18 protein-coding genes and 5 tRNA genes are annotated in these 22,598 nt (G+C 71.1%); 13 read left to right on the forward strand and 10 right to left on the reverse strand.

The genetic code is table 11. The annotated features are described in order from the left end of the window. Positions 1-18 precede the first annotated feature (18 nt). A tRNA-Met gene (locus ABTZ58_RS02390) sits at positions 19-92 on the reverse strand. A 61-nt stretch (positions 93-153) separates the two neighbouring features. Then, on the reverse strand, positions 154-1,284 hold the full coding sequence (locus ABTZ58_RS02395; RefSeq protein WP_351349608.1) for a dihydrofolate reductase family protein: 1,131 nt from the start codon (positions 1,282-1,284) through the stop codon (positions 154-156). A gap of 75 nt (positions 1,285-1,359) precedes the next feature. On the opposite strand from ABTZ58_RS02395, the gene ABTZ58_RS02400 reads away from it, so the two are divergent. The 3 genes from ABTZ58_RS02400 (at position 1,360) to ABTZ58_RS02410 (ending at position 3,292) form a co-directional block, all read left to right on the forward strand. Next, entirely contained in the window at positions 1,360-1,875 is a 516-nt protein-coding gene (locus tag ABTZ58_RS02400) for a MarR family winged helix-turn-helix transcriptional regulator (protein ID WP_351349610.1), read from the forward strand. Between the two features lie 139 nt (positions 1,876-2,014). Then, complete coding sequence (locus ABTZ58_RS02405; protein WP_351349612.1) at positions 2,015-2,656, forward strand: GTP cyclohydrolase II; 642 nt, start codon at positions 2,015-2,017, stop codon at positions 2,654-2,656. 117 nt (positions 2,657-2,773) lie between these two features. Continuing rightward, positions 2,774-3,292 (forward strand): MarR family winged helix-turn-helix transcriptional regulator, encoded by a 519-nt coding sequence (locus tag ABTZ58_RS02410; RefSeq protein WP_351349614.1) that lies wholly within the window; start codon positions 2,774-2,776, stop codon positions 3,290-3,292. Positions 3,293-3,347: 55 nt separating this feature from the next. Here the strand turns inward: ABTZ58_RS02410 and ABTZ58_RS02415 are convergent, their stop codons facing one another. Together ABTZ58_RS02415 and ABTZ58_RS02420 are read right to left on the reverse strand one after the other, a co-directional pair. Continuing rightward, positions 3,348-4,208, reverse strand: a complete 861-nt coding sequence (locus tag ABTZ58_RS02415; protein WP_309096947.1) for an RNA polymerase sigma factor SigF — start codon at positions 4,206-4,208, stop codon at positions 3,348-3,350. A 332-nt stretch (positions 4,209-4,540) separates the two neighbouring features. After that, positions 4,541-5,035, reverse strand: coding sequence for a MarR family transcriptional regulator (locus ABTZ58_RS02420; RefSeq protein WP_351349617.1), 495 nt, complete (start codon positions 5,033-5,035; stop codon positions 4,541-4,543). A gap of 223 nt (positions 5,036-5,258) precedes the next feature. Between ABTZ58_RS02420 and ABTZ58_RS02425 the strand changes: the two genes are divergently transcribed. The 5 genes from ABTZ58_RS02425 (at position 5,259) to ABTZ58_RS02445 (ending at position 9,371) form a co-directional block, all read left to right on the forward strand. Next, a complete protein-coding gene (locus ABTZ58_RS02425) occupies positions 5,259-6,419 on the forward strand; it encodes a PP2C family protein-serine/threonine phosphatase (RefSeq protein WP_351350373.1) in 1,161 nt (386 codons plus the stop codon). Between the two features lie 144 nt (positions 6,420-6,563). Next, positions 6,564-7,472, forward strand: a complete 909-nt coding sequence (locus tag ABTZ58_RS02430) for an STAS domain-containing protein (RefSeq protein ID WP_502995996.1) — start codon at positions 6,564-6,566, stop codon at positions 7,470-7,472. Next, a complete protein-coding gene (locus ABTZ58_RS02435; protein ID WP_351349621.1) occupies positions 7,469-7,894 on the forward strand; it encodes an STAS domain-containing protein in 426 nt (141 codons plus the stop codon). Before ABTZ58_RS02430 ends, ABTZ58_RS02435 begins: the two co-directional genes overlap by 4 nt. Then, positions 7,891-8,334 carry an ATP-binding protein gene (locus tag ABTZ58_RS02440; RefSeq protein WP_351349623.1) on the forward strand — a complete coding sequence of 148 codons (444 nt, stop codon included), beginning with the start codon at positions 7,891-7,893 and terminating at the stop codon, positions 8,332-8,334. The genes ABTZ58_RS02435 and ABTZ58_RS02440 overlap by 4 nt, the downstream gene beginning before the upstream one ends. Beyond that, positions 8,334-9,371, forward strand: a complete 1,038-nt coding sequence (locus ABTZ58_RS02445; RefSeq protein WP_351349625.1) for a SpoIIE family protein phosphatase — start codon at positions 8,334-8,336, stop codon at positions 9,369-9,371. The genes ABTZ58_RS02440 and ABTZ58_RS02445 overlap by 1 nt, the downstream gene beginning before the upstream one ends. A 180-nt stretch (positions 9,372-9,551) precedes the next feature. Here the strand turns inward: ABTZ58_RS02445 and ABTZ58_RS02450 are convergent, their stop codons facing one another. The 6 genes from ABTZ58_RS02450 to ABTZ58_RS02475 form a co-directional block, all read right to left on the reverse strand. Then, positions 9,552-11,393 (reverse strand): caspase, EACC1-associated type, encoded by a 1,842-nt coding sequence (locus tag ABTZ58_RS02450; protein ID WP_351349627.1) that lies wholly within the window; start codon positions 11,391-11,393, stop codon positions 9,552-9,554. Then, complete coding sequence (locus tag ABTZ58_RS02455) at positions 11,390-11,809, reverse strand: hypothetical protein (protein ID WP_351349629.1); 420 nt, start codon at positions 11,807-11,809, stop codon at positions 11,390-11,392. Before ABTZ58_RS02455 ends, ABTZ58_RS02450 begins: the two co-directional genes overlap by 4 nt. A gap of 672 nt (positions 11,810-12,481) precedes the next feature. After that, a tRNA-Lys gene (locus ABTZ58_RS02460) sits at positions 12,482-12,554 on the reverse strand. Positions 12,555-12,704: 150 nt separating this feature from the next. After that, positions 12,705-14,894, reverse strand: a complete 2,190-nt coding sequence (locus ABTZ58_RS02465; protein WP_351349631.1) for a DEAD/DEAH box helicase — start codon at positions 14,892-14,894, stop codon at positions 12,705-12,707. A gap of 430 nt (positions 14,895-15,324) precedes the next feature. Next, complete coding sequence (locus tag ABTZ58_RS02470) at positions 15,325-15,858, reverse strand: hypothetical protein (RefSeq protein ID WP_351349633.1); 534 nt, start codon at positions 15,856-15,858, stop codon at positions 15,325-15,327. An 87-nt stretch (positions 15,859-15,945) separates the two neighbouring features. Next, positions 15,946-16,296 (reverse strand): metallopeptidase family protein, encoded by a 351-nt coding sequence (locus ABTZ58_RS02475; protein ID WP_190199398.1) that lies wholly within the window; start codon positions 16,294-16,296, stop codon positions 15,946-15,948. 83 nt (positions 16,297-16,379) lie between these two features. Here ABTZ58_RS02475 and ABTZ58_RS02480 point away from each other — a divergent pair, with 83 nt between their 5' ends. From ABTZ58_RS02480 to hrpA, 5 genes are all read left to right on the forward strand, one after another. Continuing rightward, positions 16,380-17,966, forward strand: a complete 1,587-nt coding sequence (locus ABTZ58_RS02480) for a metallophosphoesterase family protein (RefSeq protein WP_351349635.1) — start codon at positions 16,380-16,382, stop codon at positions 17,964-17,966. Positions 17,967-18,046: 80 nt separating this feature from the next. Next, positions 18,047-18,119 (forward strand) — tRNA-Glu (locus tag ABTZ58_RS02485). Between the two features lie 35 nt (positions 18,120-18,154). Beyond that, a tRNA-Asp gene (locus ABTZ58_RS02490) sits at positions 18,155-18,229 on the forward strand. Positions 18,230-18,253: 24 nt separating this feature from the next. Then, a tRNA-Phe gene (locus tag ABTZ58_RS02495) sits at positions 18,254-18,327 on the forward strand. 295 nt (positions 18,328-18,622) lie between these two features. Further along, complete coding sequence (gene hrpA / locus ABTZ58_RS02500) at positions 18,623-22,591, forward strand: ATP-dependent RNA helicase HrpA (protein ID WP_351349637.1); 3,969 nt, start codon at positions 18,623-18,625, stop codon at positions 22,589-22,591. The last annotated feature ends 7 nt before the right edge of the window (positions 22,592-22,598 follow it).

The following is a 22,598-nucleotide window of genomic DNA, read 5'->3' on the forward strand; positions in this document are numbered from 1 at the left end:
CCGGCCCTCGGCCTTCAGTAGCGGGGACAGGATTTGAACCTGCGACCTCTGGGTTATGAGCCCAGCGAGCTACCGAGCTGCTCCACCCCGCGTCGTTGTGACTCCAGTGTACGCCATGCGCAGGACAGCTCGCGCCACACCCGCCACCGGGGCTCAGGACAGCAGATGGCGGTTGGGCGCCTGGGCCCGCTCGGCGTGCTCCGGGAGGACGACGACCTCCGCCCCGGCGGCGGCCAGGACGCCGCTGCCGTCGGCCGCCGCCACGAAGGTGTCCGGCTCGCGCCAGGCGGTGACCACCCGGCGTACGCCCGCGTCGAGGATCAGCCGGGCACAGGGCGTGGGCCGGGAGGAGCGGCGGGCGCAGGGCTCCAGGCTGCTGTACACCGTCGCGCCGGCAAGCCGCGGGTCGGCCGGGTCGATCCCCGCCAGGGCCGCCTCCTCGGCGTGCACGACCGGGTCGCCGCCCTCACGGGAGTGGCCGCGGGCCAGCTCCGTGCCGTCGGCCGCGACCACCACCGCGCCCACGCTGAACGCCGTGTCCGAGGGCGGGCAGCGCTCCGCCAGCTCGCAGGCGAGGGCCAGCCAGTGGTGGTCGGCGGCGACGGGCAGGGCGCCGGTGCCGGGGGCGGTCGGCGCGTAGCGCATGAGGACGACGTCCTCGATCCGCCGTGTCTCCAGCAGCCGGAGCCGGCCGCCCTGGTAGCCGCCGGGCCCGAAGAGGCGAGGGGCCTCGGGGTCGCCCACGAACAACGGGGCGAGGACCAGCTGGAGTTCGTCGGCGAGGCCCTGGGTGAGCAGCTGGGTGTGGATCAGGCCGCCGCCCTCGACCATCAGGCGCCGTACGCCGCGGACGTCGTGCAGGTGGGTGAGGAGGCGGCGCCAGTCGAGGTCCGCGCCGAGCGGGACGACGTCGGCGGCGATGCCGAGGGCGCGGGCGCGTCCGGCGCCGGTGTCGGTCGTGTACAGGACCTTCTCGCCGCCGGTGTGCCAGAACCGGGCGTCCGGGTCGAGGTCGCCCGACCCGCTGACGGTGACCTTGAGCGGGTACTCGGGCCGGCCGGCGGCCATCCGCGCGGAGCGCCGCTCGGGCGAGTTCACCAGCAGCCGGGGGTTGTCGGCGCGGATGGTGCCGGCGCCGATCAGGATCGCGTCGACGGACGCGCGGACCTCGTCGACCCGGTCGAAGTCGGCCGGGCCGGACAGCAGCAGGCGTTCGGGACCGGTGTCGTCCAGGTAGCCGTCGAGGGAGACGGCGGCGGACAGCAGGACGTACGGGTGGGACATCGACGCTCCGCGGCTGGTCGGGACGGCGGACGGACAAAGCTTGGTTCAAGTTTGAAACAAACCTACACTGGCGGCATGACGACCCGCTGGCTCACCCCCGAGGAGCAGCGCGCCTGGCGCGCCTACATCGCCGCTTCGCTGCTCCTGGAGGACGCGATCGACCGGCAGCTCCAGCAGGACGCCGGCATGCCCCACCTTTACTACTCCATCCTGTCCGTCCTGTCCGAGGCCCCGGAACAGCGGCTGCGGATGACCGACCTCGCCGAGCGGCTGAAGATCACGCGCAGCCGGCTGACGTACGCGGTGACGCGGCTGGAGAAGGACGGCATGCTGCGGCGCGAGGCGTGCCGGTACGACAGGCGGGGCAGCATCGCGGCGCTGACCGAAGAGGGGTTCGCCGTGCTGGAGCGGGCGGCGCCCGGGCACGTCGAGACCGTGCGGAACTCCCTGTTCGACCGGCTCAGCGCGGAGCAGGTCGGGCAGCTGGAGGAGATCTCCACGGCGATCGCGCGAGGGCTCCAGGAGGACGGGGCCCGGCCGGCGGCGGACGACGTGCCGTGGCGGCGGAGGTCCTCGACGGCCTGTTCGTGACGCACGCCACACGGGGCCACCCATCATTGCTTCAAACTTCAAGCAAGAGTAGGGTTCCGGCCGTGAGTCTGTTTCAAATCTGAAGCAACCCACCAGACGGCCTGTGCAGCCGAACAGGAACGGAACCCGGAGGCCCCGCATGCCCGACACCCCCAGCGTCCTCGCCACCCCCCGCTCCCGCGTCCGGGTCCCGCTGCGCTTCCACGACGGCTACGAGGCCGACGCCGAGCTCGTCACCTTCCACGGCCTGGCCGACGGCCGGGAGCACGTGGCCGTCGTCCTGGGCGAGCCGGGCCCGGTCCCCCTCGTGCGGCTGCACTCCGAGTGCCTGACCGGGGACGTGTTCGGCTCGGCCCGCTGCGACTGCGGCCCGCAACTGCGCGAGGCGGTCGAGCGCATCGCCGAGCGCGGCGGCGTGCTCCTCTACCTGCGCCAGGAGGGCCGGGGCATCGGCCTCTACAACAAGCTGGACGCGTACGCCCTCCAGGACCAGGGCCTGGACACGTACGAGGCGAACGCGGCGCTGGGGCTGCCCGAGGACGCCCGCGACTACACGGCCGCGGCACAGATGCTGCGGGCCCTCGGCATCGCCGAGCTGGACCTGCTCTCGAACAACCCCGACAAGGCGGCCCAGTTGCGCACCCTGGGCGTCGGTGTCCGGGACCGGGTCCCGACGGGCGTCTTCACCACCGCGCACAACGTCCGCTACCTGCGCGCCAAGGTCCTCCAGACGCAGCACACGCTGCCGCTCGCGGCGCTGACGGAGCTGAGCGCCGGCTGAGCCACCCGGGTCCGATCCGGCGCCGAACGGGACTGCTTGCCCTACGGCTCTTCGGGTACAGCCTTTGAATGAGGGCGACCTCCGCAGTACCCGGAGCTTATGGAAAGTGACCGTTTTGTGACCGATCTCGACGGCCCCGGCGACCACCGGGCGAAGGGACGGGGTGATGGCCCGGAGGCCGTCGCGGCGCAGATCACCGATGCCGTGGAGAGCCTGACGGCCCTGTGGTCCATCGCCGCCCAGGAAGCGTCCCTGCGGCTGTCCCCGCACCAACTGCGGGCGCTGCGCACCCTGCAGGAGACTCCCGGACTGAACCTCACGTCCCTGGCCGACCGGCTCGACATCGGCCTTCCCACGGCCAGCCGCCTGTGCGACCGGCTGGCGGCGGCCGGTCTCCTGGAACGCGTGCCGCATCCGGTCACCCGGCGCGAGGTGCAACTCCGGCTCACCGCCCACGGCCACCGCGTCCTGCGCGATGTGGCGGACCGCCGCGCCCAGGCGCTGACCACGGCACTGAAGGCGATGCAGCCGGCGGAACGGGCGGCGCTCAGCCGGGGGCTGCGGGGATTCCTGGCCGCCCGGCGGGCCGCCGTCCCCCGCGGGCACCGCACGGACGGACCGCGCGCACACCGGTGAGCGCGGGACGTGCCCGGCCGGCGGCACGTCCCGCGCTCACCGCGGGCTCAGGGCCTCACCCGGTCGCCAGCATCCCCGACCGCAGACGGGCCACCGTGCGCGAGAGCAGCCGGGACACGTGCATCTGGGAGATGCCGAGCCGGGCGCCGATCTCCGCCTGCGTCAGCTCCTCCACGAAGCGCAGGTGCAGGATGAGGCGCTGACGCTCGTCCAGTTCGGCGACCAGCGGGGCGAGGGAGTGGAAGTCCTCGACCAGTTCCAGCGCCGGGTCCTCCCCGCCGATGAACTCCGAGAGCTTGGTGTCGCTCTCCTCGGCGTCGGCGCTGATCGTGGCGTCGAGCGAGGAGGAGACATAGCCGTTGGCCGCGATCTGCGCCTCGACGACCTCCTCCTCGGAGAGGTTCATCAGGGCCGCCAGCTCCGCGACCCTGGGCGCGCGGCCCAGCCGGGAGGCCAGCTCCTCGGTGGCCTTGGCCAGTTCCGTACGGGCCTCCTGCAGCCGGCGCGGCACGTGCACCGCCCAGGACGTGTCCCGGAAGAAGCGCTTGATCTCACCGACGATGTACGGCACCGCGAAACTGGTGAACTGCACCTCGCGGGAGACCTCGAACCGGTCGATGGCCTTGATCAGGCCGATCACGCCGACCTGGACGACGTCCTCCATCGACTGGCCGCCCGAGCGGAACCGGCGGGCCGCGAAGCGCACCAGCGACATGTTCATCTCGATGAGCGTGTTGCGCGCGTACTGGTATTCGGGAGTGCCCTCCTCCAGCACCGCGAGGCGGTCGAGGAACTGCCCCGTCAGCTCGCGCGCGTCCTGCGGAGGGATCTTCTGCGGCTCCGCGATCTGCGGCAGCTCCTCGCCTGCGTAGGTGGCGGAATCCGTCGTCGTGCCGATGCGCGTGGTCGCGGTCACGGGCCCTCCCTCGTAGTTCCGGCCCGCTCCGATCCCCCGACAGGCCACCTCCACCGCCGCTACCCCCGCTCGCCCCGGTCATGCCCCGCATCGGCCCCGGCGAGACGTAGACCACAGTCGGCGCAGGTCGGGGCGGTGTCGGGGTACCCGCACAGGTGCTGTGTCAGTGCGGGCAGGAGGGTGGGCGGGTGTGGTGCGGCGAAAGAGACCCAGGGGGTCGTGGAACGGACAGTTGTCGTTTGACAACCATAGTCGTGGAGCAACAAAGTAGCGAGGCCGAGCAGGTGACGGGAAGGGTCCGCAAGGGACGGCCCGGCGCCGCGGCGGGCAGTTCAGGCAGTCCGGGTACCGGACGCGCGGGAGTCGTCGGAGTCGTCGTGTATCTGGGCCGCCGCCGCGTCGCAGAACGCCTCCAGACCCTGCAGCAGCGCGACCCGCTTGGCGGCGGGCATCTGGTCGAGCACCGCGCGCAGCGCCTCCTCACGGCGCACGCGCAGATCGGCCAGGAAGGCGCGGCCCCGGCTGCTGAGCCGCAGGCGCAGCTCACGCCGGTCGGCCGGGCTCACCACGCGTTCGACGAACCCGGCCGCCTGCAGCCGGTCGCACAGCCGGCTGGTGGAGGGCGGCGTGGACGCGAGGGAGTCGGCGAGCGTGCGCAGGTTGATGCCCTCGTGGTGCTCCAGGATGAGCAGCACGCGCAGCTGGGACGCGGACGCGGGCGCCGTCGAGGCCCTGCCCCACAGGACTTCCAGCAACTCCGCGGCCGTGGAGGTCACACGGGCGACCTCTGCGGGCTCAGGGCGGGGTCGGAGGGAAGTCACAGTCACACTCTCGCAGGCACCGGGATGGCCGTCAGCGTACTAGGCGTAGGGGACGCCGGCGGTGACGACGGCCGCGGACCCCGCCCGTCCCTCCCCCCACCGGCCGCCCGCGCGCTCATACCCGGGCCCTGGCACCCCGGCCCCTCATCCCCCGAGAACCCGTCGGCACCGGCCCGAAACCGGCCGGCGCCCGACCAAGGAATGGTGTAGCAACCCCGTGACCACGATCATGAACAGATTCGTGGCCGCCGAGCGCGCCCTGCGCACGGCGGCACCCCACCAACTGCTGGACGCGGTCCGTCGTGTACTGACCGATCAGTACGCGGCGGACTCCGTCGAGCTGTTCCTCGCCGACTACGGCCTGACCGTGCTGCAGCCGGTGTCCGTCCTGCCGCACACCCTCCAGCCGGTGCCGGTGCACAGCGGCCCGGCCGGCCGGGCCTTCGGCGCGCAGGAACCGTACGTGGAGACGCTCCCGGACGACCTCGTGCGCGCGCATCTGCCGGTCACCGTGCGCGGCGACCGCCTCGGCGTGCTGACGGTGACCCTGCGCGGCCACGAGCACGCCCGGGCCGTCCTGCCCGAACTGGCCGAGATCGCCGAGGTGCTGGGGCACGAGGTGGTGGTGGCCGAGCGGGACACCGACCTCTACCTCCAGGCCCGCCGCAGGGACCGGCTCACGCTGGCCGCCGAGATGCAGTGGCAGCTGCTGCCGGGCCGCTCCTGCGTGCGCCCCGAGTACGAGCTGGGCGCCCAGCTGGAGCCGGCGTACGCGATCTTCGGCGACAATTTCGACTGGTCCGCCACGGCCGACCGGCTCAGCCTGTACGTCACCAACGGCATGGGCGAGGGCATAGAGGCCTCCCTGCTGACGAACCTGGCGATCAACGCCCTGCGCAACGCCCGCCGGGCCGGCCTCTCCCTCGCCGACCAGGCGGCCCTGGCCGACCAGGCGGTGTACGCCCACTACCGGGGCCGCTCCTACCTGTCGGTGCTCATGCTGGACATCGACCTGGCCACCGGGCTGGTCCGGGCGGTGGACGCCGGGTCGCCGCAGCTGCTGCGGCTGCGCGAGGGCACGGTCGAGCAGGTGGCCTTCGACGCCCAGCTGCCGCTCGGCATGTTCGAGGAAACCGACTACGTGGCGCAGGAGTTCCGCGTCGAGCCGGGCGACCGGCTGATCTTCGTCAGCGACGGGGTGTACGACGTCGCCTCCCCGGGCGGCGAGACGTACGGGGCCGCCGCCCTGGCCCGGGCGATTCACTCCACCCGGCTCCTCCCGGCCGCCGAGGTGCCCCGGGCCGTCCTGCGCGAACTGACCGGCCACCGGGGCGGGACCGTCCCGGACGACGACGCCATGGTGGTGTGCCTCGACTGGCGTGGCCGCTGAGCGGCGGGGAAAGCGCAGGTCGAGGGCGTCCGCAGCGAGGTGTTTGGTGGTGCCGTACGTCGGCACTAATGTTTGTCATACGGCAAGTAACGGACTGAGGTGCCGGAGCGACCTCGGTCCGGCCCGCGCAAGGGAGCGATGCACGTGTCGGTGTCGGAAGAGACCGCGGAACAGCAACCGGCCGCCCACCAGGTCAGCGCCTTTCTCGAACGGCGCCGGGAGCAGATCGCCCAACGCTGGGCCGACGCCGCCCTGTTCCGCACGGTCTTCACCGTCTCACGCGACGAAGCCGTGGAGGCGGGCAGGGCCGTGGCCGCCGCGCTGGCCGCGGTGGCCGCCGCCGGACGGCTGGAGGACATCCGGGCGTCCGGCTTCGAGGCGGTCCGCGACCAGCTGGGGCGGATGGCCGCCTCCCGCGCCCGCACGGGCACCGACCCGGACGGCGTGGCACGCGAGGTGGCCGCCCTGCGCGAGCCGGTGACCGAGCTGCTGCGCGCCGAGTTCGAGGACCCGTCCGCCCCCGGGGCCCAGGAGTGCGTCGTGGCGCTCACCGTGCTCATGGGCACGCTGCGCCTGGTCGTGATGGAGACCACCGTCAGCGCGGGCAAGGAGGTCATCGCCCGCCAGCGCGAGCAACTGCACGAGGCGACCACCCCGGTGATCAAACTCTGGGACAGCACCGTCGCCGTCCCGCTCATCGGCACCCTGGACAGCGCCCGCAGCCAGGTCGTCATGGAGTCCCTGCTGGACGCGATCGTCACCGAGCGCGCCCGGTACGCCATCCTCGACATCACCGGCGTGCCCACGGTCGACTCGCTGGTGGCCCAGCACCTGATGAAGACGGTCGCCGCGGCCCGGCTGATGGGCGCCGAGTGCATCGTCTCCGGCATCCGGCCCGCCATCGCGCAGACCATCGTCCACCTCGGCATCGACCTCGGCACGGTGCTCACCCGCGCCAGCCTGGCGGACGCCCTCGCCTACGCGCTCAGCAAGCAGGGCGTCGAGATCGCGCCGCTGCGCGCGGCCGCGGCGGCGGACGCGGGCCCGCGGTGACCGGGGCCGCGGGACTCCCGACGGCCGGGGCCGCCGGCGGGTACGGCTACACCGTGCCGGTCCTCCGGCTCGGCGACATCCTGCTGGTCACCCTCCAGGGGGAGCTGCACGACGGCATGGCCGAGCAGCTCCAGCACGACATCACGGCCCGGATCGCGCACTCCCGGGTGACCGGCGTGGTCATCGACATCTCCGGCGTGGACATCGTCGACTCCTTCCTCGGCCGGGTCCTCGCCGAGATCGCCGCCGGAGCCGAACTGCTGGCCGCGCGCACGGTCCTGGCCGGCATGCGCCCCGCGGTGGCCATCACCCTGGTCGAGCTGGGACTGACCCTGCCCGGACTGCGGACCGCCCTGGACGTCGAGCGCGCCATGGAACTGCTCGCCGGCGACCCACGCGGCGGCGAGGGGAGTCCTTGGTGACCGTTTCCCGCCACGCCGCCCCGGCCACCCTGCCCATCGGCTCGGACGCCGATCTGGCCTGGGTGCGCCAGCAGGTCCGGCAGGCCGCCGCCGAGCTCGGCTTCGGCCTGGTGCAGCAGACCAAACTGGTCACCGCCGCCAGCGAGCTGGCCCGCAACACCCTCGTCCACGGCGGGGGCGGCCATGTGGAGCTCACCCCGCTGGACACCGGGCAGGCGCGGGGCCTCAGGCTGGCCTTCGTCGACTCCGGGCCCGGCATCCGCGACCTGGACCTGGCGATGACCGACGGCTACACCAGCGGCGGCGGACTCGGCCTCGGCCTGAGCGGATCCAAGCGTCTCGTCCAGGAGTTCGAGGTGGACAGCACGCCCGGCGCGGGGACCACCGTCACCGTCACCGCCTGGGCCACCGTCGTGGCGCCGACCCGTCCGGGGCCGTGATGAGCAGGGTCTGGGACGTGCCGGTGGCCGACTCGACCCGGGTGCGGGACGTGCGCGTGGCGGCCGAGGAGGCCAGCGCCCGCGCCGGACTGCCCCCGCAGCGCACCGCGACCGCCGCGCTCGTGGCGACGGAGCTGGCGACCAACCTGCTGCGGCACGCCGACGACGGGCACGTGATCATCAACCTGGTGGAGAGCGCGCACGACCACCGGACGGCCGTGCAGCTGCTGTCCCTGGACCACGGCCCGGGCATCCCGGACGTCGCGCAGGCGATGCGCGACGGCTACAGCACCTCCGCCACCCTGGGCGCCGGCCTCGGCACCTGCCGGCGCATAGCGAACGCGTTCGACCTGCACAGTGCCGTCGGCCGGGGCACCGTGGCGGTGGCCCGCATCGACCATGACCCGGCCGTGCGCGGCTCGTCCCCGTCCCCGCACCCGCGGGCCGGCGGCGTGAACGTCCCCCTCGGCCGGGCCGAGCACTCCGGGGACTCCTGGGGCCGGGTGCACACCGGCGACCGCCTGACCCTGCTGCTCGCCGACGGCCTCGGACACGGCGCCAAGGCCGCCGAGGCCTCCACGACCGCCGTTGCCGAACTGCGCGACGTGGCGGACCGGCCCCCCTCCGACATCCTGCGGCACCTCGGCCGGGCACTGCGGCGCACCCGGGGCGCGGCCGTCGCCGTGGCCCAGGTCGAACTCGACTCCGGCCTGCTGCGCTTCGCCGGCATCGGCAACGTCGGCGCCCGGCTGCGCACCGACGGCGGCTGGAAGTCCCTGCTGTCCCACCCCGGCATCGTGGGCGCCCAGGCCCCCGCGACCGTACCCGTGCAGCGGGAACCCTGGCGCGACGACAGCCTGCTCGTCCTGCACAGCGACGGCATGCCCACCCGCTGGTCCCCACCCGACGACGCCGTCCTCCTCCGGCGCGACCCGGCGGTGGTGGCGGCGGTGCTCCTGCGGGACGCGGGCAGCGCGGCCCGGCCGGCCGGGGACGACACGTGCGTGGTGGTGCTGGGGCGCGGCGCGGGCTCCTGAGCCCCGGCCATGGCCCCGACAAGGACAGAGGTGGCCGAACGTGAGGTAGCGCAGAGCGAGTCGATGCCCACCGCCCGGCCAGGGCACCGCGAAGGCCGCTCGGAGTCCGGAACACCGAGGTCAGAGCACACTCACGTGACACTCGGCCCGCGCCGTATCGGCTCGTGCCACTCCATCCGCTCACGCACGAAGCTTCGCAGGCAAGGCGTGCATATCCCCTTGGGAGTCCGTCAGGTATAGCCAGTCATCGGTACAGGCCGGGGCCCCTTGACGGTCAGCGCTCAGAAGCACCTCGTAAGAGCGGAGCTTTCGGCCGACGGGGAGTTTCCAAGCTGTCAACGTCGCCGCACGATCAGCAGTGAAGAGAGTGTCGCCTACGGCAAACGGCCGGGTGAGAACACGCCCTTTGGTCTTCCGTTCCCAAAGCTGGGCACCACTCTTTGCATCGAGGGCGACAAGCCGGTTGTCCACGTCACCGAACACCACCAATCCGCTCACCGCAGCCGGAGCGACAGCGAGGTTGGCTGCTGCATCGAACCGCCACAGTGGCTCACCGTTGGCCGGGTCGACAGCCACAATCCTCTGGCGAGAGAATTCGACCTGTTGGACCAAGTAGATGCCGGAGTCGGTGACAGCCCAGTCTCCGACAAGCGGCCTCTCGGGCCGGTAAGACCAGTTCGGTTGGCCTGTGACTTCCAGGAATGCCTGGACGCGCTTCTCCGTGGGGTCCGTAGCGTCCCCCTGAGGCCGGGGCTCCTCAGTCATGACGATCACACTGCCTGCGGCCACTTCAGGAGGACAACCGACGGCTGGTTGCCCCAACCCTTGTGACCAGCGAACGCCATCGGACCGGACATCGATCGAGTGCAGGGAGCCGTCCGGGCTCGTTGCGTACAGAGTGTCTACGGAGACCCTTAGAAGGCCGTCACAGACTTGCAGCCGGGCAGACCGACGAGGCTTCCCCGTTCGCAGATCCACGCTCCGCAGCAAGCTGCCCGGGCCCGGGAAGTAGGCAGTGCCACTGTGGAAGACGGCGCTGCCGGGGTAGTTCGTCTGAATCAACGGGTACCGGCGGCGGGACTCGGCGTCGAACACGTGCAGGCTGTACTTTTCGTGCACTACCAAGGTGCCGTCGGATAAAACCGGCTGACGGGCGGAGCCGGAAGCGGCCGAGACCCGCCAGGGCATTTCAGCTCGACGGGTCGGGGGCGGGCCAGCAGTCCGACGGCTCGGCCTCTTCTTGGTGGTACGCGAAGACCGCTGCCGACGCTTCTTCTTCACCTTGGTCAGCACTATGTCGTACTGCATCTCGCCACCCATCCGAGGTGTCTGTTCGATCCCCTCCAGGTGGAGCCGCTCAGAGGTGTACTTGAACAGGTCATGAAGGGTGACGAGACCATCGCCATCGAGATCGGCGTCACCACTGCGCAAACCTTCGACGATCGCTGCGGTGAAGCGTGAGAGTGAAGGCGTCTCCGCGTCGGAGTGATCGCCCTCCCAGGCTCGCTGCATCCGGGTGCCAGCGGTGATGATGACACGGCCGTGGCCAGCCAGTGCCTCCTCGAAGCCTGCCGACTCGCTCCCTTTGGCGCCAGGAATGAACAACCCGCTGTAGCAGCAGTCCACTACAACGATGATGCTGCGGGCACGACACTCGTCCATCATGTCGTGGACGAAACTCGCGGAGATCGCCGAGTGGGCGGGGCGCTCCGGATCGGTGTTCCGGACGGCGAAGTAGAGCTTGTCGCTGCGATTCCTGACCCCGTGGCATGAGAAGTACAGCAGACAGACGTCATCCCGTCGCGCGGTGAGGAAGAACTCCTCGATCGCTCGCTCCAGCAAGGGCCGGTCGGCGTCGACCAACTCCTGTACCTCGAAGTGTCCAATCTCTGGATCGCTTAGGACCTCGGCCAATCCAGCGCAGTCCACCTCTGGAGAAAGCAGCTTGGAGAGTTGGTCGTATGTTCCCGTGCCGATGAGCAGGGCCCGGCGGTGGCCTTCGCCGAATGCCTGCGCGGTCACGAGGTCGAAGGCTGCGGCTGCACAGTGCCTGTCTCGTCTGCGTCAGGCGCCCCGCTGTGTGCCAGGAAGGCATCGATCAGCCGCTCCCGCTCAACATCGGAAGCGTCACTCAACTCGATCGTGCGTCCGTCCAGTTCCACCATGATGCTGTGAATTGGACGGTTCTTCAGCCAAGTGTCGGCGAGCTTGAGGACCTGACGCAGGACGAAAGGGGCGGCAGTGACAGCAACCGCTCCGGCAGCAATCAGTTCACCGCTCTTCGCCCCTGCCCCGACAACATTGGGGGAACGTGCCAACTGTACGTCTGTCACATCCAGTTCGAGGAGAGAGCGGCGCAGTTGGCTGCTCAAGCGGAGGAGCTCGTCGTCATCGGTGTCTGAAAGCCCTCTCAGCTCCAGCCGTACGGTCTTACTCATTCTCACGCCCCGCGATCTCTGCTTTTGTGTCCAGAGCACCTTACTGGGAGTGACCGTGCAGCGGTGGGTTTTCCAGCGAATCGCCCCTCTACGTATGGCTTCGCGCCGGCCGCCTACCGTCTTGGCCGTTGGTGAGTTGCGGACGTCGCCTGCACGGTCGGCGCCGTCACGCTCTACGGTCGTCGACCTCGTCGATGTCTCCCCCGACTTCCAGGGGACCATCGTGACCCGGACCTACTCCCACCTGGAACGGATCATGCTCACCGTGCAGCTGCTGCCCGCCCCTTCGCCCCGAGCCCGGCTGAACCTTTCTCAACGACCGTGATCGCTGCCAACTCGAGGCCGGTGCCCGGTTGGTCCGCCATCTCACTACAACTGTCCGGGAGCTGGCTCGTGGAGACCCCGAGTACGCCCTCCCCAGCCGCCCCCCTCTTCCCGCCGAGCATGCCTGGTCGATTGCCAAAGCATGAAGACTCGTCCCGGACAGTGACTGTCCCCACGTGCGACCACGGGCCCGTCACCGTCTGGGAACCCGACTCGTGTGCAGGAAGCGAGAAGGAGCATCAGCCAGGCGGCTACCGCGTTGACACACACATGGCGTGGCCCCGGCCAGGAGGACTGGTCGGGGCCACGAAACCGCTGGTCAGAACCGCAGAGCGGTCCTGGCCCCGGTAGGCCCTGTGGGACTCGAACCCACAACCAATGGATTAAAAGTCCACTGCTCTGCCAATTGAGCTAAGGGCCCGGGCGATGTTGCCCCCACGAGCATAGCCGGAGGACGCCGGGTCTCCGATCGGGTATCGGCGTCCCGGCCGCGCCGGGGGGCGGAACAGGGCCGGAACGGCCGAGCGCCGCGGCCCGCCTGGGGGGCCACGGCGCTCGTCACGCGTCTGGATCAGCCGTTGCGCTTCCAGCGCGGCTTGTCCTCGCGGCGGCCGAAGGAACCGCCGCCGCGGTGGTCGTCACGACGGCCGTAGGGGCGGTCGTGGCCCGGACGGTCGTTGCCCGGACGGTCGTGGCCGCCGGAGCGGAAGCCCGGACGGTCGTCCCGGCGGTCGCGGTTGAAGGGACGGTCGCTGCCCCGGTGCCCACCGCGCTCGTCCCGGCGGAAGCCGCCGCGGTCACGGTCGCGGTTGAAGCCACCGCGGTCGTCACGACGCTCGAAGGAACGCCCGCCGCGGTCACCCCGGTCGTCACAGCGCTCGAACGAACGGCCACCACGGTCGCCCCGGTCGTCGCGCCGGAAGCCGCCGCGCTCACCCCGGTCCGCCCGGTCGTCCCGGCGGAAGCCGCCACGGTCGTCACGGCGCTCGAAGGAACGGCCGCCACGGTCGTCACGACGGTCGCGGTTGAAGCCACCGCGGTCGTCACGACGCTCGAAGGAACGCCCGCCGCGGTCACCCCGGTCGTCACGGCGCTCGAACGAACGGCCACCACGGTCGCCCCGGTCGTCGCGGCGCTCGAAGGAACGGTCACGGTCGGAGGACCGGTCCCGGTCGGCGTACCGGTCGCGCCCGGCCCCGCCGCGCTCGTCACGCCGCTCCCGGCGCTCGTAGGGCGCGGAGGTCTCGGCGCGGTCGTGACGCTCGACGTCCTTGGCGGTCGGCTGCTCGGGCACCGACACCTCGACGGCGACGGGGGCGTCCCCGGCCTCGGCGTCCGCGGCCACGGGCTCCTCGCCCCGCTCACGCGCGATCCGCGCGAGCAGCCGGTCGGCCTCCTCGCGCAGCTCGTTCGCACGGCGCTGCGCCCGCTCCAGCTCCTTGGTGAGCTGGGCGACCTCGCGCTCGGCCTGCTGAGCGGCGTTGCCCACGGACTCGGCCTGGACCTCGGTCATGGACCGGGCCCCGGTGATCTCGGCGACCTCCGGGTCGAAGGCGCCGGCGCTCTGGATGATGTGGCGCGTGGCGTCGACGCCCGCGTCCTCCATCAGCCGGAAGATCTGGCGCCGCTGGTGCGGCAGGGAGAGGGAGACGACCGTACCGGTCCGGCCGGCCCGCGCGGTGCGGCCCGCGCGGTGCAGGTAGTCCTTGTGGTCGCCGGCCGGGTCGACGTTCAGCACCAGGTCGATGCCGTCGACGTGGATGCCGCGGGCGGCGACGTCGGTGGCGACGAGCGCGTTGACGTAGCCCTTCTTGAAGTCCTCCAGCACGCGGGTACGCGCGCCCTGCGTCATACCGCCGTGCAGCGCGTCGGCCTTCACACCGGAGTCGCACAGCTGCTCGGCGATGCGGTCGGCGCCCAGCTGGGTGCGGACGAAGATGATCGTGCGGCCCTTGCGGGAGGCGATCGCGGCCGTGACCGGCGCCTTGTCCTTGGGCTTCACGATGAGGATGTGGTGCGACATGGTCGTGACGTTGCCCTGGGCGCTGTCGACCTCGTGCGTGACCGGGTCGGTCAGGTAGCGCTTGACCAGCGTGGAGATCTCGTTCTCCATCGTGGCCGAGAAGAGCATGCGCTGGCCGCCGGCCGGGACCTGGTCGAGCAGTTCGGTGACCTCGGGCAGGAAGCCCAGGTCGGACATCTGGTCGGCCTCGTCGAGAACGGCGATCTCCACGTTCTCCAGGGAGCAGGCGCCGCGGTTGATGATGTCGCGCAGCCGGCCCGGGGTGGCGACCAGGACGTCGACGCCCTTCTCCAGGGCGTAGATCTGGTTGCCCATGGACGTACCGCCGCAGACGACCTTCATCTTCAGGCCGAGGACGTCGCCGTAGGGCTGGAGCGCGTCGGCGACCTGCATGGCGAGCTCACGCGTGGGGGTCAGGATGACGGCACGCGGCTTGTGCTTCTCCGTGCGGCCGCCGGCGAGCTGCGCCAGGGTCGGCAGACCGAACGAGAGGGTCTTGCCGGAGCCCGTGCGGCCGCGGCCGAGGATGTCCTTGCCGGCCAGGGCGTCCGGGATGGTCGCGGCCTGGATGGGGAAGGGGGTGGTCACGCCGTTCTGCGCGAGCTTGCGCACGACGCCCTCGGGCAGGCCGAGGTCCGCGAAGGTGGCCTCGGGGGTGGTGTCGGGGCCGGCCTCGGGGGTGGTGTCGACTGCCTCGTTCTCGGGCATGACGACGTGATCAGTACTGGTGATGGACATGCGAATGCGAAACCTTCCGGAGTCTCGTCGGCACGCGCCCGTCAACTCCGTGATTCGCGATTCGCAATACGACCGCCTCAATGCGGTCCACCACGGCAAGGGAGAGTACGCGCCACACGGCGCGCTCTGCGGTGGCGCCGGGCAAGATGGGATCAAACGATCTGCCACCATACGCAGTCCGGGCCGCGTTGCGCAAACCGGACCGAGCGGGAGACAGCGGGAAACCGCCCGGCCGCAGACGACTCGAAGCGCTTCCCCGCACCCGTCAACCACCCACCCCCCCGAAATGTTCCCCCCACCCGAACCCCACTCCGGCACCGTCGCCCACCGGCACCGGCCACCTCGCAGCGCCCGCCCGACCCGGATCCGAGCCGGCGGCCCCGCCCGACCCGCATCCGGCCCAGCGGCCCCGACCCGGTGAAGCCGGTCACTACGCCGGTGCCCCCGCCTCCGGGGCCGGTTCCCGTTGGGCCAACTGGGGAGCGGGCGGCTCGTGGGCCGAGGACGAGGGTTCCGGCGTGGGCTCCGGGGACGTCGTCGGCTCCTGGGTCGTCGGGGTCGGGTCCGGCTCGGTCGTCCGGGTGGGCGTCGGCTGGGCCGGCGGCCTCGCCGTCGGCTTGGACGTCTTCCCCGGCTTGCCGCCCCCGGGCGCGGACGCGCTCGCGTCCGGCGCCGACGACACCCGCGGCGGCGCCGACTCCCCGGGCCGCCCGCGCTCGCCCTTCTTCCCCTTCTTGCCCTTGCCGCGTTCGCGCTCCTCGTCGGCCGCGGCGGCCCCGAACCCGCCGGCGCCGCCCGACACCGTCGAGCCGCCGCCGGACGCTTCGCCACCTCGCTGCCCGGCCGAGTGCGACGGCTTGGTGCGCCCGCCCGCGTCGTCGTCGCCCACGCTCATACAGCCGGCGGCAGCGGCGACGGCCACGACGGTGGCGGCCAGGCGGACGGGTACGTACAAGGGGCGCACGGGGCCACCTCCGGAAGGGCTGATGGAGTCAACACCTCCAACTCCCGCCGCCCACAAGAGGACACGCGCCCCCTGTTCACAACCCGCTCAGCCATAGCCCAGGGCGTGAAGGCGCTCGTCGTCGATGCCGAAGTGGTGGGCGATCTCGTGCACCACCGTGATCTCCGTCTCGGCGACGACGTCCTCCCGCGACTCGCACATCCGCAGGGTCGGGTTGCGGTAGATGGTGATCCGGTCCGGCAGCACACCGGCGTACCACTCACCCCGGTCGGTCAGCGGAGTCCCCTCGTACAGCCCGAGCAGCTCGGGATCGTCCGCCGGCGGTTCGTCCTCGACGAACACCGCGACGTTGTCCATCAGTCGCGTCAGCTCCGGCGGGATCCGGTCGAGCGCCTCGGCGACCAGTTCCTCGAACTCCTCGCGCGTCATCTCCAGCACAGGCCCATTGTCGGCCACGAGACCTCCGTACGAGAGCCTCCCGGCGCCGCATATCCGGCCCCGGACTTGGGCATACGGGACCAATGGCCCGCGTCCCCGCCGCAGTCCTGAGTGTCCTGAACCCGATCCGCAGCGCCCCGCGCGCCCTGGCCCGCCACTACCGCTCCCGCCAGGCGCCCGCCACGATCGCGCTCGTACCGCAGCCGCACCCGTGGACCCGCGCGGTGGGACTCGTGACCGTCGTCCTCGTCGGCGCCTGGCTCGGCCTGCTGGTCGTGGGCAACGTCCGGGTCCCGGTCGGTCCCATGAACACGACGATGACCCTGCGCCCGTCGCTCACCGGCGGGACGAAGATCAACATTTCGCCGCTGGGCGCCCTGGAGCTGAACAGCCACATCGCCCCCGTCCGCCTGGACGTCAACGTCGACCAGCTCGACCCCGACCGCTCCCAGGCCCTGGTCGACCACCCCGAACGGCTCTCCGGCCTCCAGGACGAGGTCGCCGAGGACGTCGGCCGCGGCACCCTCGACCTGGCCGTCCGCTCCGGCGTCGCCGTCGTCGTGGGCGCCACCGCCCTGGGCCTGGCGGTCTACCGCCGCCCCCGCCGCGCGATGGCCGCCGGCGGCCTGGCCCTCGCCCTGCTCGCCGCCTCGGGCGGTACGGCGTACGCGACCTGGCGCCCCGACTCGGTCCTGGAGCCCAAGTTCTCCGGCCTGCTCACCTCGGCCCCCTCCCTGGTCGGCAACGCGCGCAGCATCGTCACGGAATTCGACGTCTACCAGAAGGAGTTGGCCCGCCTGGTCACCAACGTGACCAAGCTCTACGACGCCACCTCGACGCTCCCCGCGTACGCGCCCGACCCCTCCACCATCCGGGTCCTGCACGTCTCCGACATCCACCTCAACCCGGCGAGCTGGAAGATCATCGCCTCGCTCGTGGAGCAGTACAAGGTCGACGTGATCGTCGACTCGGGTGACACGATGGACCACGGCACGGCCGCCGAGAACGGCTTCCTCGACCCCGTCGAGGACCTCGGCGCCCCCTATGTCTGGGTCCGCGGCAACCACGACTCGATGATCACCCAGCGGTACCTGGAGGGCCTGAAGAACGTCCACGTCCTGGACGACGGCCGGGCCGAGACGATCAGGGGCCTGCGTTTCGCGGGCATCGGCGATCCCCAGTTCACCCCCGACCGCTCCAAGAGCGCCGGCGCCGAGCAGTCCCAGCAGCTCGCGGGGGCCCGCCTGGCCACGGCCCTGCGCGACCAGCGGGCCGCCGGCACCCCGGTGGACGTGGCCGTCGCCCACGAGCCCTCCGCGGCCCGCGGAGTCGACGGCGAGGTCCCCCTGGTCCTGGCGGGCCACCTCCACCACGACGAGACGGAGATCCTGAAGTACGGCACGCGGCTGCGCATCGAGGGCTCCACGGGCGGCAGCGGCCTGCGCGCCATCGAGGGCCGGCACCCCGACCCCATCGAGGCGTCGATCCTCTACTTCGACCGGGACACCCGCCATCTCCAGGCCTGGGACGAGATCGAGCTGGGCGGCCTGGGCCTCACGACGGCCGAGGTCAGCCGCCACCTCCCCGAGGAGAACCAGCCCGGCGCCTCGCCGTCCCCGAGCACGTCCCCGAGCACGTCTCCGGAGGGCTCCCCTTCACCCTCCCCCTAAACCGTTTTGGCGATAGGTCCCGCCATCCCATATGCTTCTCACGTCCCCGACGCGCTGAGAAGCGCCCAGGCGGGCCGATAGCCCTCATCGTCTAGCGGCCTAGGACGCCGCCCTTTCAAGGCGGTAGCACGGGTTCGAATCCCGTTGGGGGCACGCACCACCCTGTGCGACACTGTCGTACGAAGCTTGGTCCTGTGGAGCAGTTTGGAGTGCTCGCCACCCTGTCAAGGTGGAGGCCGCGGGTTCAAATCCCGTCAGGACCGCTGAGGTTTCACGTGAAACCTCGTGGCTGGGTAGCTCAGTTGGTACGAGCGTCCGCCTGAAAAGCGGAAGGTCGCCGGTTCGACCCCGGCCCCAGCCACAACCGCCCTCCCGAGGGCCTGAGCCCCTCTCCGTCACCATCGGAGAGGGGCTCTTTCGCGTCGGCCGGGGGTGAGGTGCACGCCGGATACGCATCGCCCTGCCCATCGCCGCCGTCGGCCTCGCCGCAGCCGTCGCCGCCACCGTGATGACCTCGTCCGCCGGTGCGGCCACCGCCCTGCCCGCCCCGACCGTCGAGCCGGTCATCGACTCGACAGGGCGGGGGCGGTGCCGTCCCCGCCCTGGGGCAAAAGCGTTAGCCACGAATTTCCCGGGGATGAGATCCTGGATCCCGTATGTCTACGCAATCCGCCCCCGCCCTCGGCGCCCTCGCCCCCCGCCTGACCGAGCTGTCCCTGCGCGACGCGCACCGGCTCGGGCGCAGGCTTGAAGGTGCGCGCAAGATCCGTAAGCCGGAGGCCAGGGCCGCCGTGCTCGCCGAGATCGAGGCGGAGATCGCCAAGGGCGAGGAGCGGATGGCCGGCCGCCGGGCCCGCGTGCCCGAGATCACGTACCCCGAACAGCTGCCGGTCAGCCAGAAGAAGGACGACATCGCGGCCGCCATCCGCGACCACCAGGTCGTGATCGTCGCCGGCGAGACCGGCTCCGGCAAGACCACCCAGATCCCCAAGATCTGCATGGAGCTCGGCCGGGGCGTGCGCGGCATGATCGGGCACACCCAGCCGCGCAGGATCGCCGCCCGCACCGTCGCCGAGCGCGTCGCCGAGGAGCTGAACACCCCCCTCGGCGAGACCGTCGGCTGGAAGGTCCGCTTCACCGACCAGGTCGACCCCGAGGCCACCTTCGTCAAGCTCATGACGGACGGCATCCTGCTCGCCGAGATCCAGACCGACCGCGAGCTGCGCGCCTACGACACGATCATCATCGACGAGGCCCACGAGCGGTCCCTCAACATCGACTTCCTGCTCGGCTACCTCGCCCAGCTGCTGCCCAAGCGCCCCGACCTCAAGGTCGTCATCACCTCGGCGACCATCGACCCCGAGCGCTTCTCCCGGCACTTCGGCGACGCCCCGATCATCGAGGTCAGCGGCCGTACATACCCCGTGGAGGTCCGCTACCGCCCACTCCTCGAAGAGGACGGCGACGACGCCGACCGCGACCAGATCACCGCGATCATCGACGCCGTCGAGGAGCTCCAGAAGGAGGGCCAGGGCGACATCCTCGTCTTCCTCTCCGGCGAGCGGGAGATCCGCGACACGGCGGACGCCCTGACGAAGAAGAACTACCGGTTCACGGAGATCCTGCCGCTGTACGCGCGGCTCTCCCACGCGGAGCAGCACCGGGTCTTCCAGCCGCACACGGGCCGCAGGATCGTTCTGGCCACGAACGTCGCCGAGACGTCCCTGACCGTCCCGGGCATCAAGTACGTCATCGACCCCGGCTTCGCCCGCATCTCGCGCTACAGCCACCGCACCAAGGTCCAGCGCCTGCCGATCGAGCCGGTCTCGCAGGCCAGCGCCAACCAGCGCAAGGGCCGCTGCGGCCGTACCTCGGACGGCATCTGCATCCGCCTGTACAGCGAGGACGACTTCAACGCCCGCCCGGAGTTCACGGACGCGGAGATCCTCCGGACGAACCTCGCCTCCGTCATCCTGCAGATGACCGCGGCCGGCCTGGGCGACATCGAGAAGTTCCCCTTCATCGACCCGCCGGACCACCGCAACATCCGCGACGGTGTGCAGCTGCTCCAGGAGCTGGGCGCCCTCGACCCGGCGCAGAAGGACCCGCGCAAGCGGCTCACGGACACCGGCCGCAAGCTCGCCCAGCTGCCCGTCGACCCGCGGCTGGCCCGCATGGTCCTGGAGGCGGACAGGAACGGCTGCGTCCGCGAGGTCATGGTCATAGCCGCCGCGCTGTCCATCCAGGACCCGCGCGAACGCCCCGCCGACAAGCAGACCCAGGCCGACCAGCAGCACGCCCGCTTCAAGGACGAGACCAGCGACTTCCTGGCCTACCTCAACCTCTGGCGCTACATCCGGGAGCAGCAGAAGGAGCGCGGCTCGTCCTCCTTCCGCCGGATGTGCAAGCAGGAGTACCTCAACTTCCTTCGCATCCGCGAATGGCAGGACATCTACACGCAGTTGCGCACGGTCGCCAAGCAGATGGGCATCCACCTCAACGAGGACGACGCCCCGGCCGACCGCATCCACCTCTCCCTCCTCGCGGGCCTGCTGTCCCACATCGGCATGAAGGACATCAAGGACGCCGGAGGGGAGGGCGGGAAGAACACAGCGAAGAACGAGTACCTGGGCGCCCGCAACGCCAAGTTCGCGATCTTCCCCGGCTCGGCCCTGTTCAAGAAGCCCCCGCGGTTCGTGATGTCCGCCGAACTCGTCGAGACCTCCCGCCTGTGGGCCCGGGTCAACGCGAAGATCGAACCCGAGTGGGTCGAACCCCTCGCCCAGCACCTGATCAAGCGCACCTACAGCGAGCCGCACTGGGAGAAGGACCAGGCGGCCGTGATGGCGTACGAGAAGGTCACGCTCTACGGCGTGCCGATCGTGGCGCAGCGGAAGATCAACTACGGCCGGATCGACCCGGAGACCAGCCGCGAGCTGTTCATCCGCAACGCGCTCGTCGAGGGCGACTGGCGCACCCACCACAAGTTCTTCGCGGACAACCGCCGCCTGCTCACCGAGGTCGAGGAGCTGGAGCACCGCGCCCGGCGCCGGGACATCCTGGTCGACGACGAGACGCTGTTCGACTTCTACGACCGGCGGATCCCCGAACACGTCGTCTCGGGCGCGCACTTCGACTCCTGGTGGAAGCGCAAGCGGCACGAGCAGCCCGACTTCCTCGACTTCGAGCGCGAGATGCTCATCAACGAGAAGGCGGGCGAGGTCAGCAAGGCCGACTACCCCGACTCGTGGCGCCAGGGGAACCTGAAGTTCCGGGTGACGTACCAGTTCGAGCCAGGCGCGGACGCCGACGGCGTGACCGTGCACATCCCGCTCCAGGTCCTCAACCAGGTCACCGGCGAGGGCTTCGACTGGCAGATCCCGGGCCTCAGGGAGGAACTGGTCACGGAGCTGATCCGCTCCCTGCCCAAGCCGATCCGGCGCAACTACGTGCCCGCGCCCAACTACGCGAAGGCCTTCCTGGACAAGGCGGCCCCGCTCCAGGAGCCCCTCACCACCACCATGGCCCGCGAGCTGCGGCTCATGGTCGGAGTCCCCTTCGACGCCGAGGACTTCGACTGGGACAGGGTGCCCGACCACCTGAAGATCACCTTCCGGATCGTCGACGAGCGGCGCCGCAAGCTGGCCGAGGACAAGGACCTGGAAGCGCTGAAGCTCCGGTTGAAGCCGAAGGCGCGACAGGCCCTCTCCCAGGCGGCGGCGGCGACGGCCGAACGCCAGGGCGGCGAGTCCCTGGAGCGCAGGGGCCTCACCGACTGGACGATCGGCACGCTCACGCGCGTCTTCGAGACGCGCAGGGCCGGCCAGCCGGTCAAGGCGTACCCGGCACTGGTCGACGACGGCGACACGGTCTCCGTCCGCCTCTTCGACACCGAGGCCGAGCAGGCCGAGGCGATGTGGAAGGGCACCCGCCGCCTGATCCTGCGCAACATCCCGGTGAACCCGGCGAAGTTCGCCTCCGACAAGCTGACCAACGCGCAGAAACTCGCGCTGTCCTCGAACCCGCACGGCTCGGTGCAGGCCCTGTTCGACGACTGCGCGATGGCGGCGGCGGACAAGCTGATCGCGGACTTCGGGGGGCCCGCGTGGGACGAGGAGTCGTACCGGAAGCTGTTCGACAGGGTGCGCGCCGAGATCGTCGACACGACCGTCCGCACGGTGAGCCAGGTGCAGCAGGTCCTGGCGGCCTGGCAGGCCTGTGAGCGCCGGCTGAAGGCCGTACGCAGCCCGGCGCTGCTGCCGAACCTCCAGGACGTCCGCAGCCAGTTGGACGCCCTCGTGAAGCCCGGATTCGTCACGGAGGCGGGCGTGCGCAGGATGCCGGACCTGATGCGCTACCTGGTCGCTGCCGACCGGCGCCTGCAGCAGATGCCGACGAACGTCCAGCGCGACACCACGCGCATGGAGAAGGTCAAGGAGATGCAGGACGAGTACGCCTGGCTGCTGGAGCAGATGCCGCAGGGCCGGCCGGTGCCGCGGCAGGTCCTGGACGTCCGCTGGATGCTGGAGGAGCTGCGGGTCAGCTATTTCGCCCACGCGCTGGGCACGGCGTACCCGATCTCCGACAAGCGGATCGTGAAGGCGATCGACGCGCTGGCACCGTGACCGCCCG

The organism is Streptomyces sp. NPDC094143, assembly GCF_040303825.1.
Lineage (GTDB): Bacteria > Actinomycetota > Actinomycetes > Streptomycetales > Streptomycetaceae > Streptomyces.

Bases quoted from the DNA above. Each gene is read 5' to 3' on its own strand.
- ABTZ58_RS02455 (WP_351349629.1), bottom strand. From the start codon at position 11,809: ATGAGTAAGACCGTACGGCTGGAGCTGAGAGGGCTTTCAGACACCGAT.
- ABTZ58_RS02445 (WP_351349625.1), top strand. From the start codon at position 8,334: ATGAGCAGGGTCTGGGACGTGCCGGTGGCCGACTCGACCCGGGTGCGG.
- ABTZ58_RS02400 (WP_351349610.1), top strand. From the start codon at position 1,360: ATGACGACCCGCTGGCTCACCCCCGAGGAGCAGCGCGCCTGGCGCGCC.
- ABTZ58_RS02395 (WP_351349608.1), bottom strand. From the start codon at position 1,284: ATGTCCCACCCGTACGTCCTGCTGTCCGCCGCCGTCTCCCTCGACGGC.
- hrpA (WP_351349637.1), top strand. From the start codon at position 18,623: ATGTCTACGCAATCCGCCCCCGCCCTCGGCGCCCTCGCCCCCCGCCTG.
- ABTZ58_RS02425 (WP_351350373.1), top strand. From the start codon at position 5,259: ATGAACAGATTCGTGGCCGCCGAGCGCGCCCTGCGCACGGCGGCACCC.
- ABTZ58_RS02405 (WP_351349612.1), top strand. From the start codon at position 2,015: ATGCCCGACACCCCCAGCGTCCTCGCCACCCCCCGCTCCCGCGTCCGG.
- ABTZ58_RS02480 (WP_351349635.1), top strand. From the start codon at position 16,380: ATGGCCCGCGTCCCCGCCGCAGTCCTGAGTGTCCTGAACCCGATCCGC.
- ABTZ58_RS02465 (WP_351349631.1), bottom strand. From the start codon at position 14,894: ATGTCCATCACCAGTACTGATCACGTCGTCATGCCCGAGAACGAGGCA.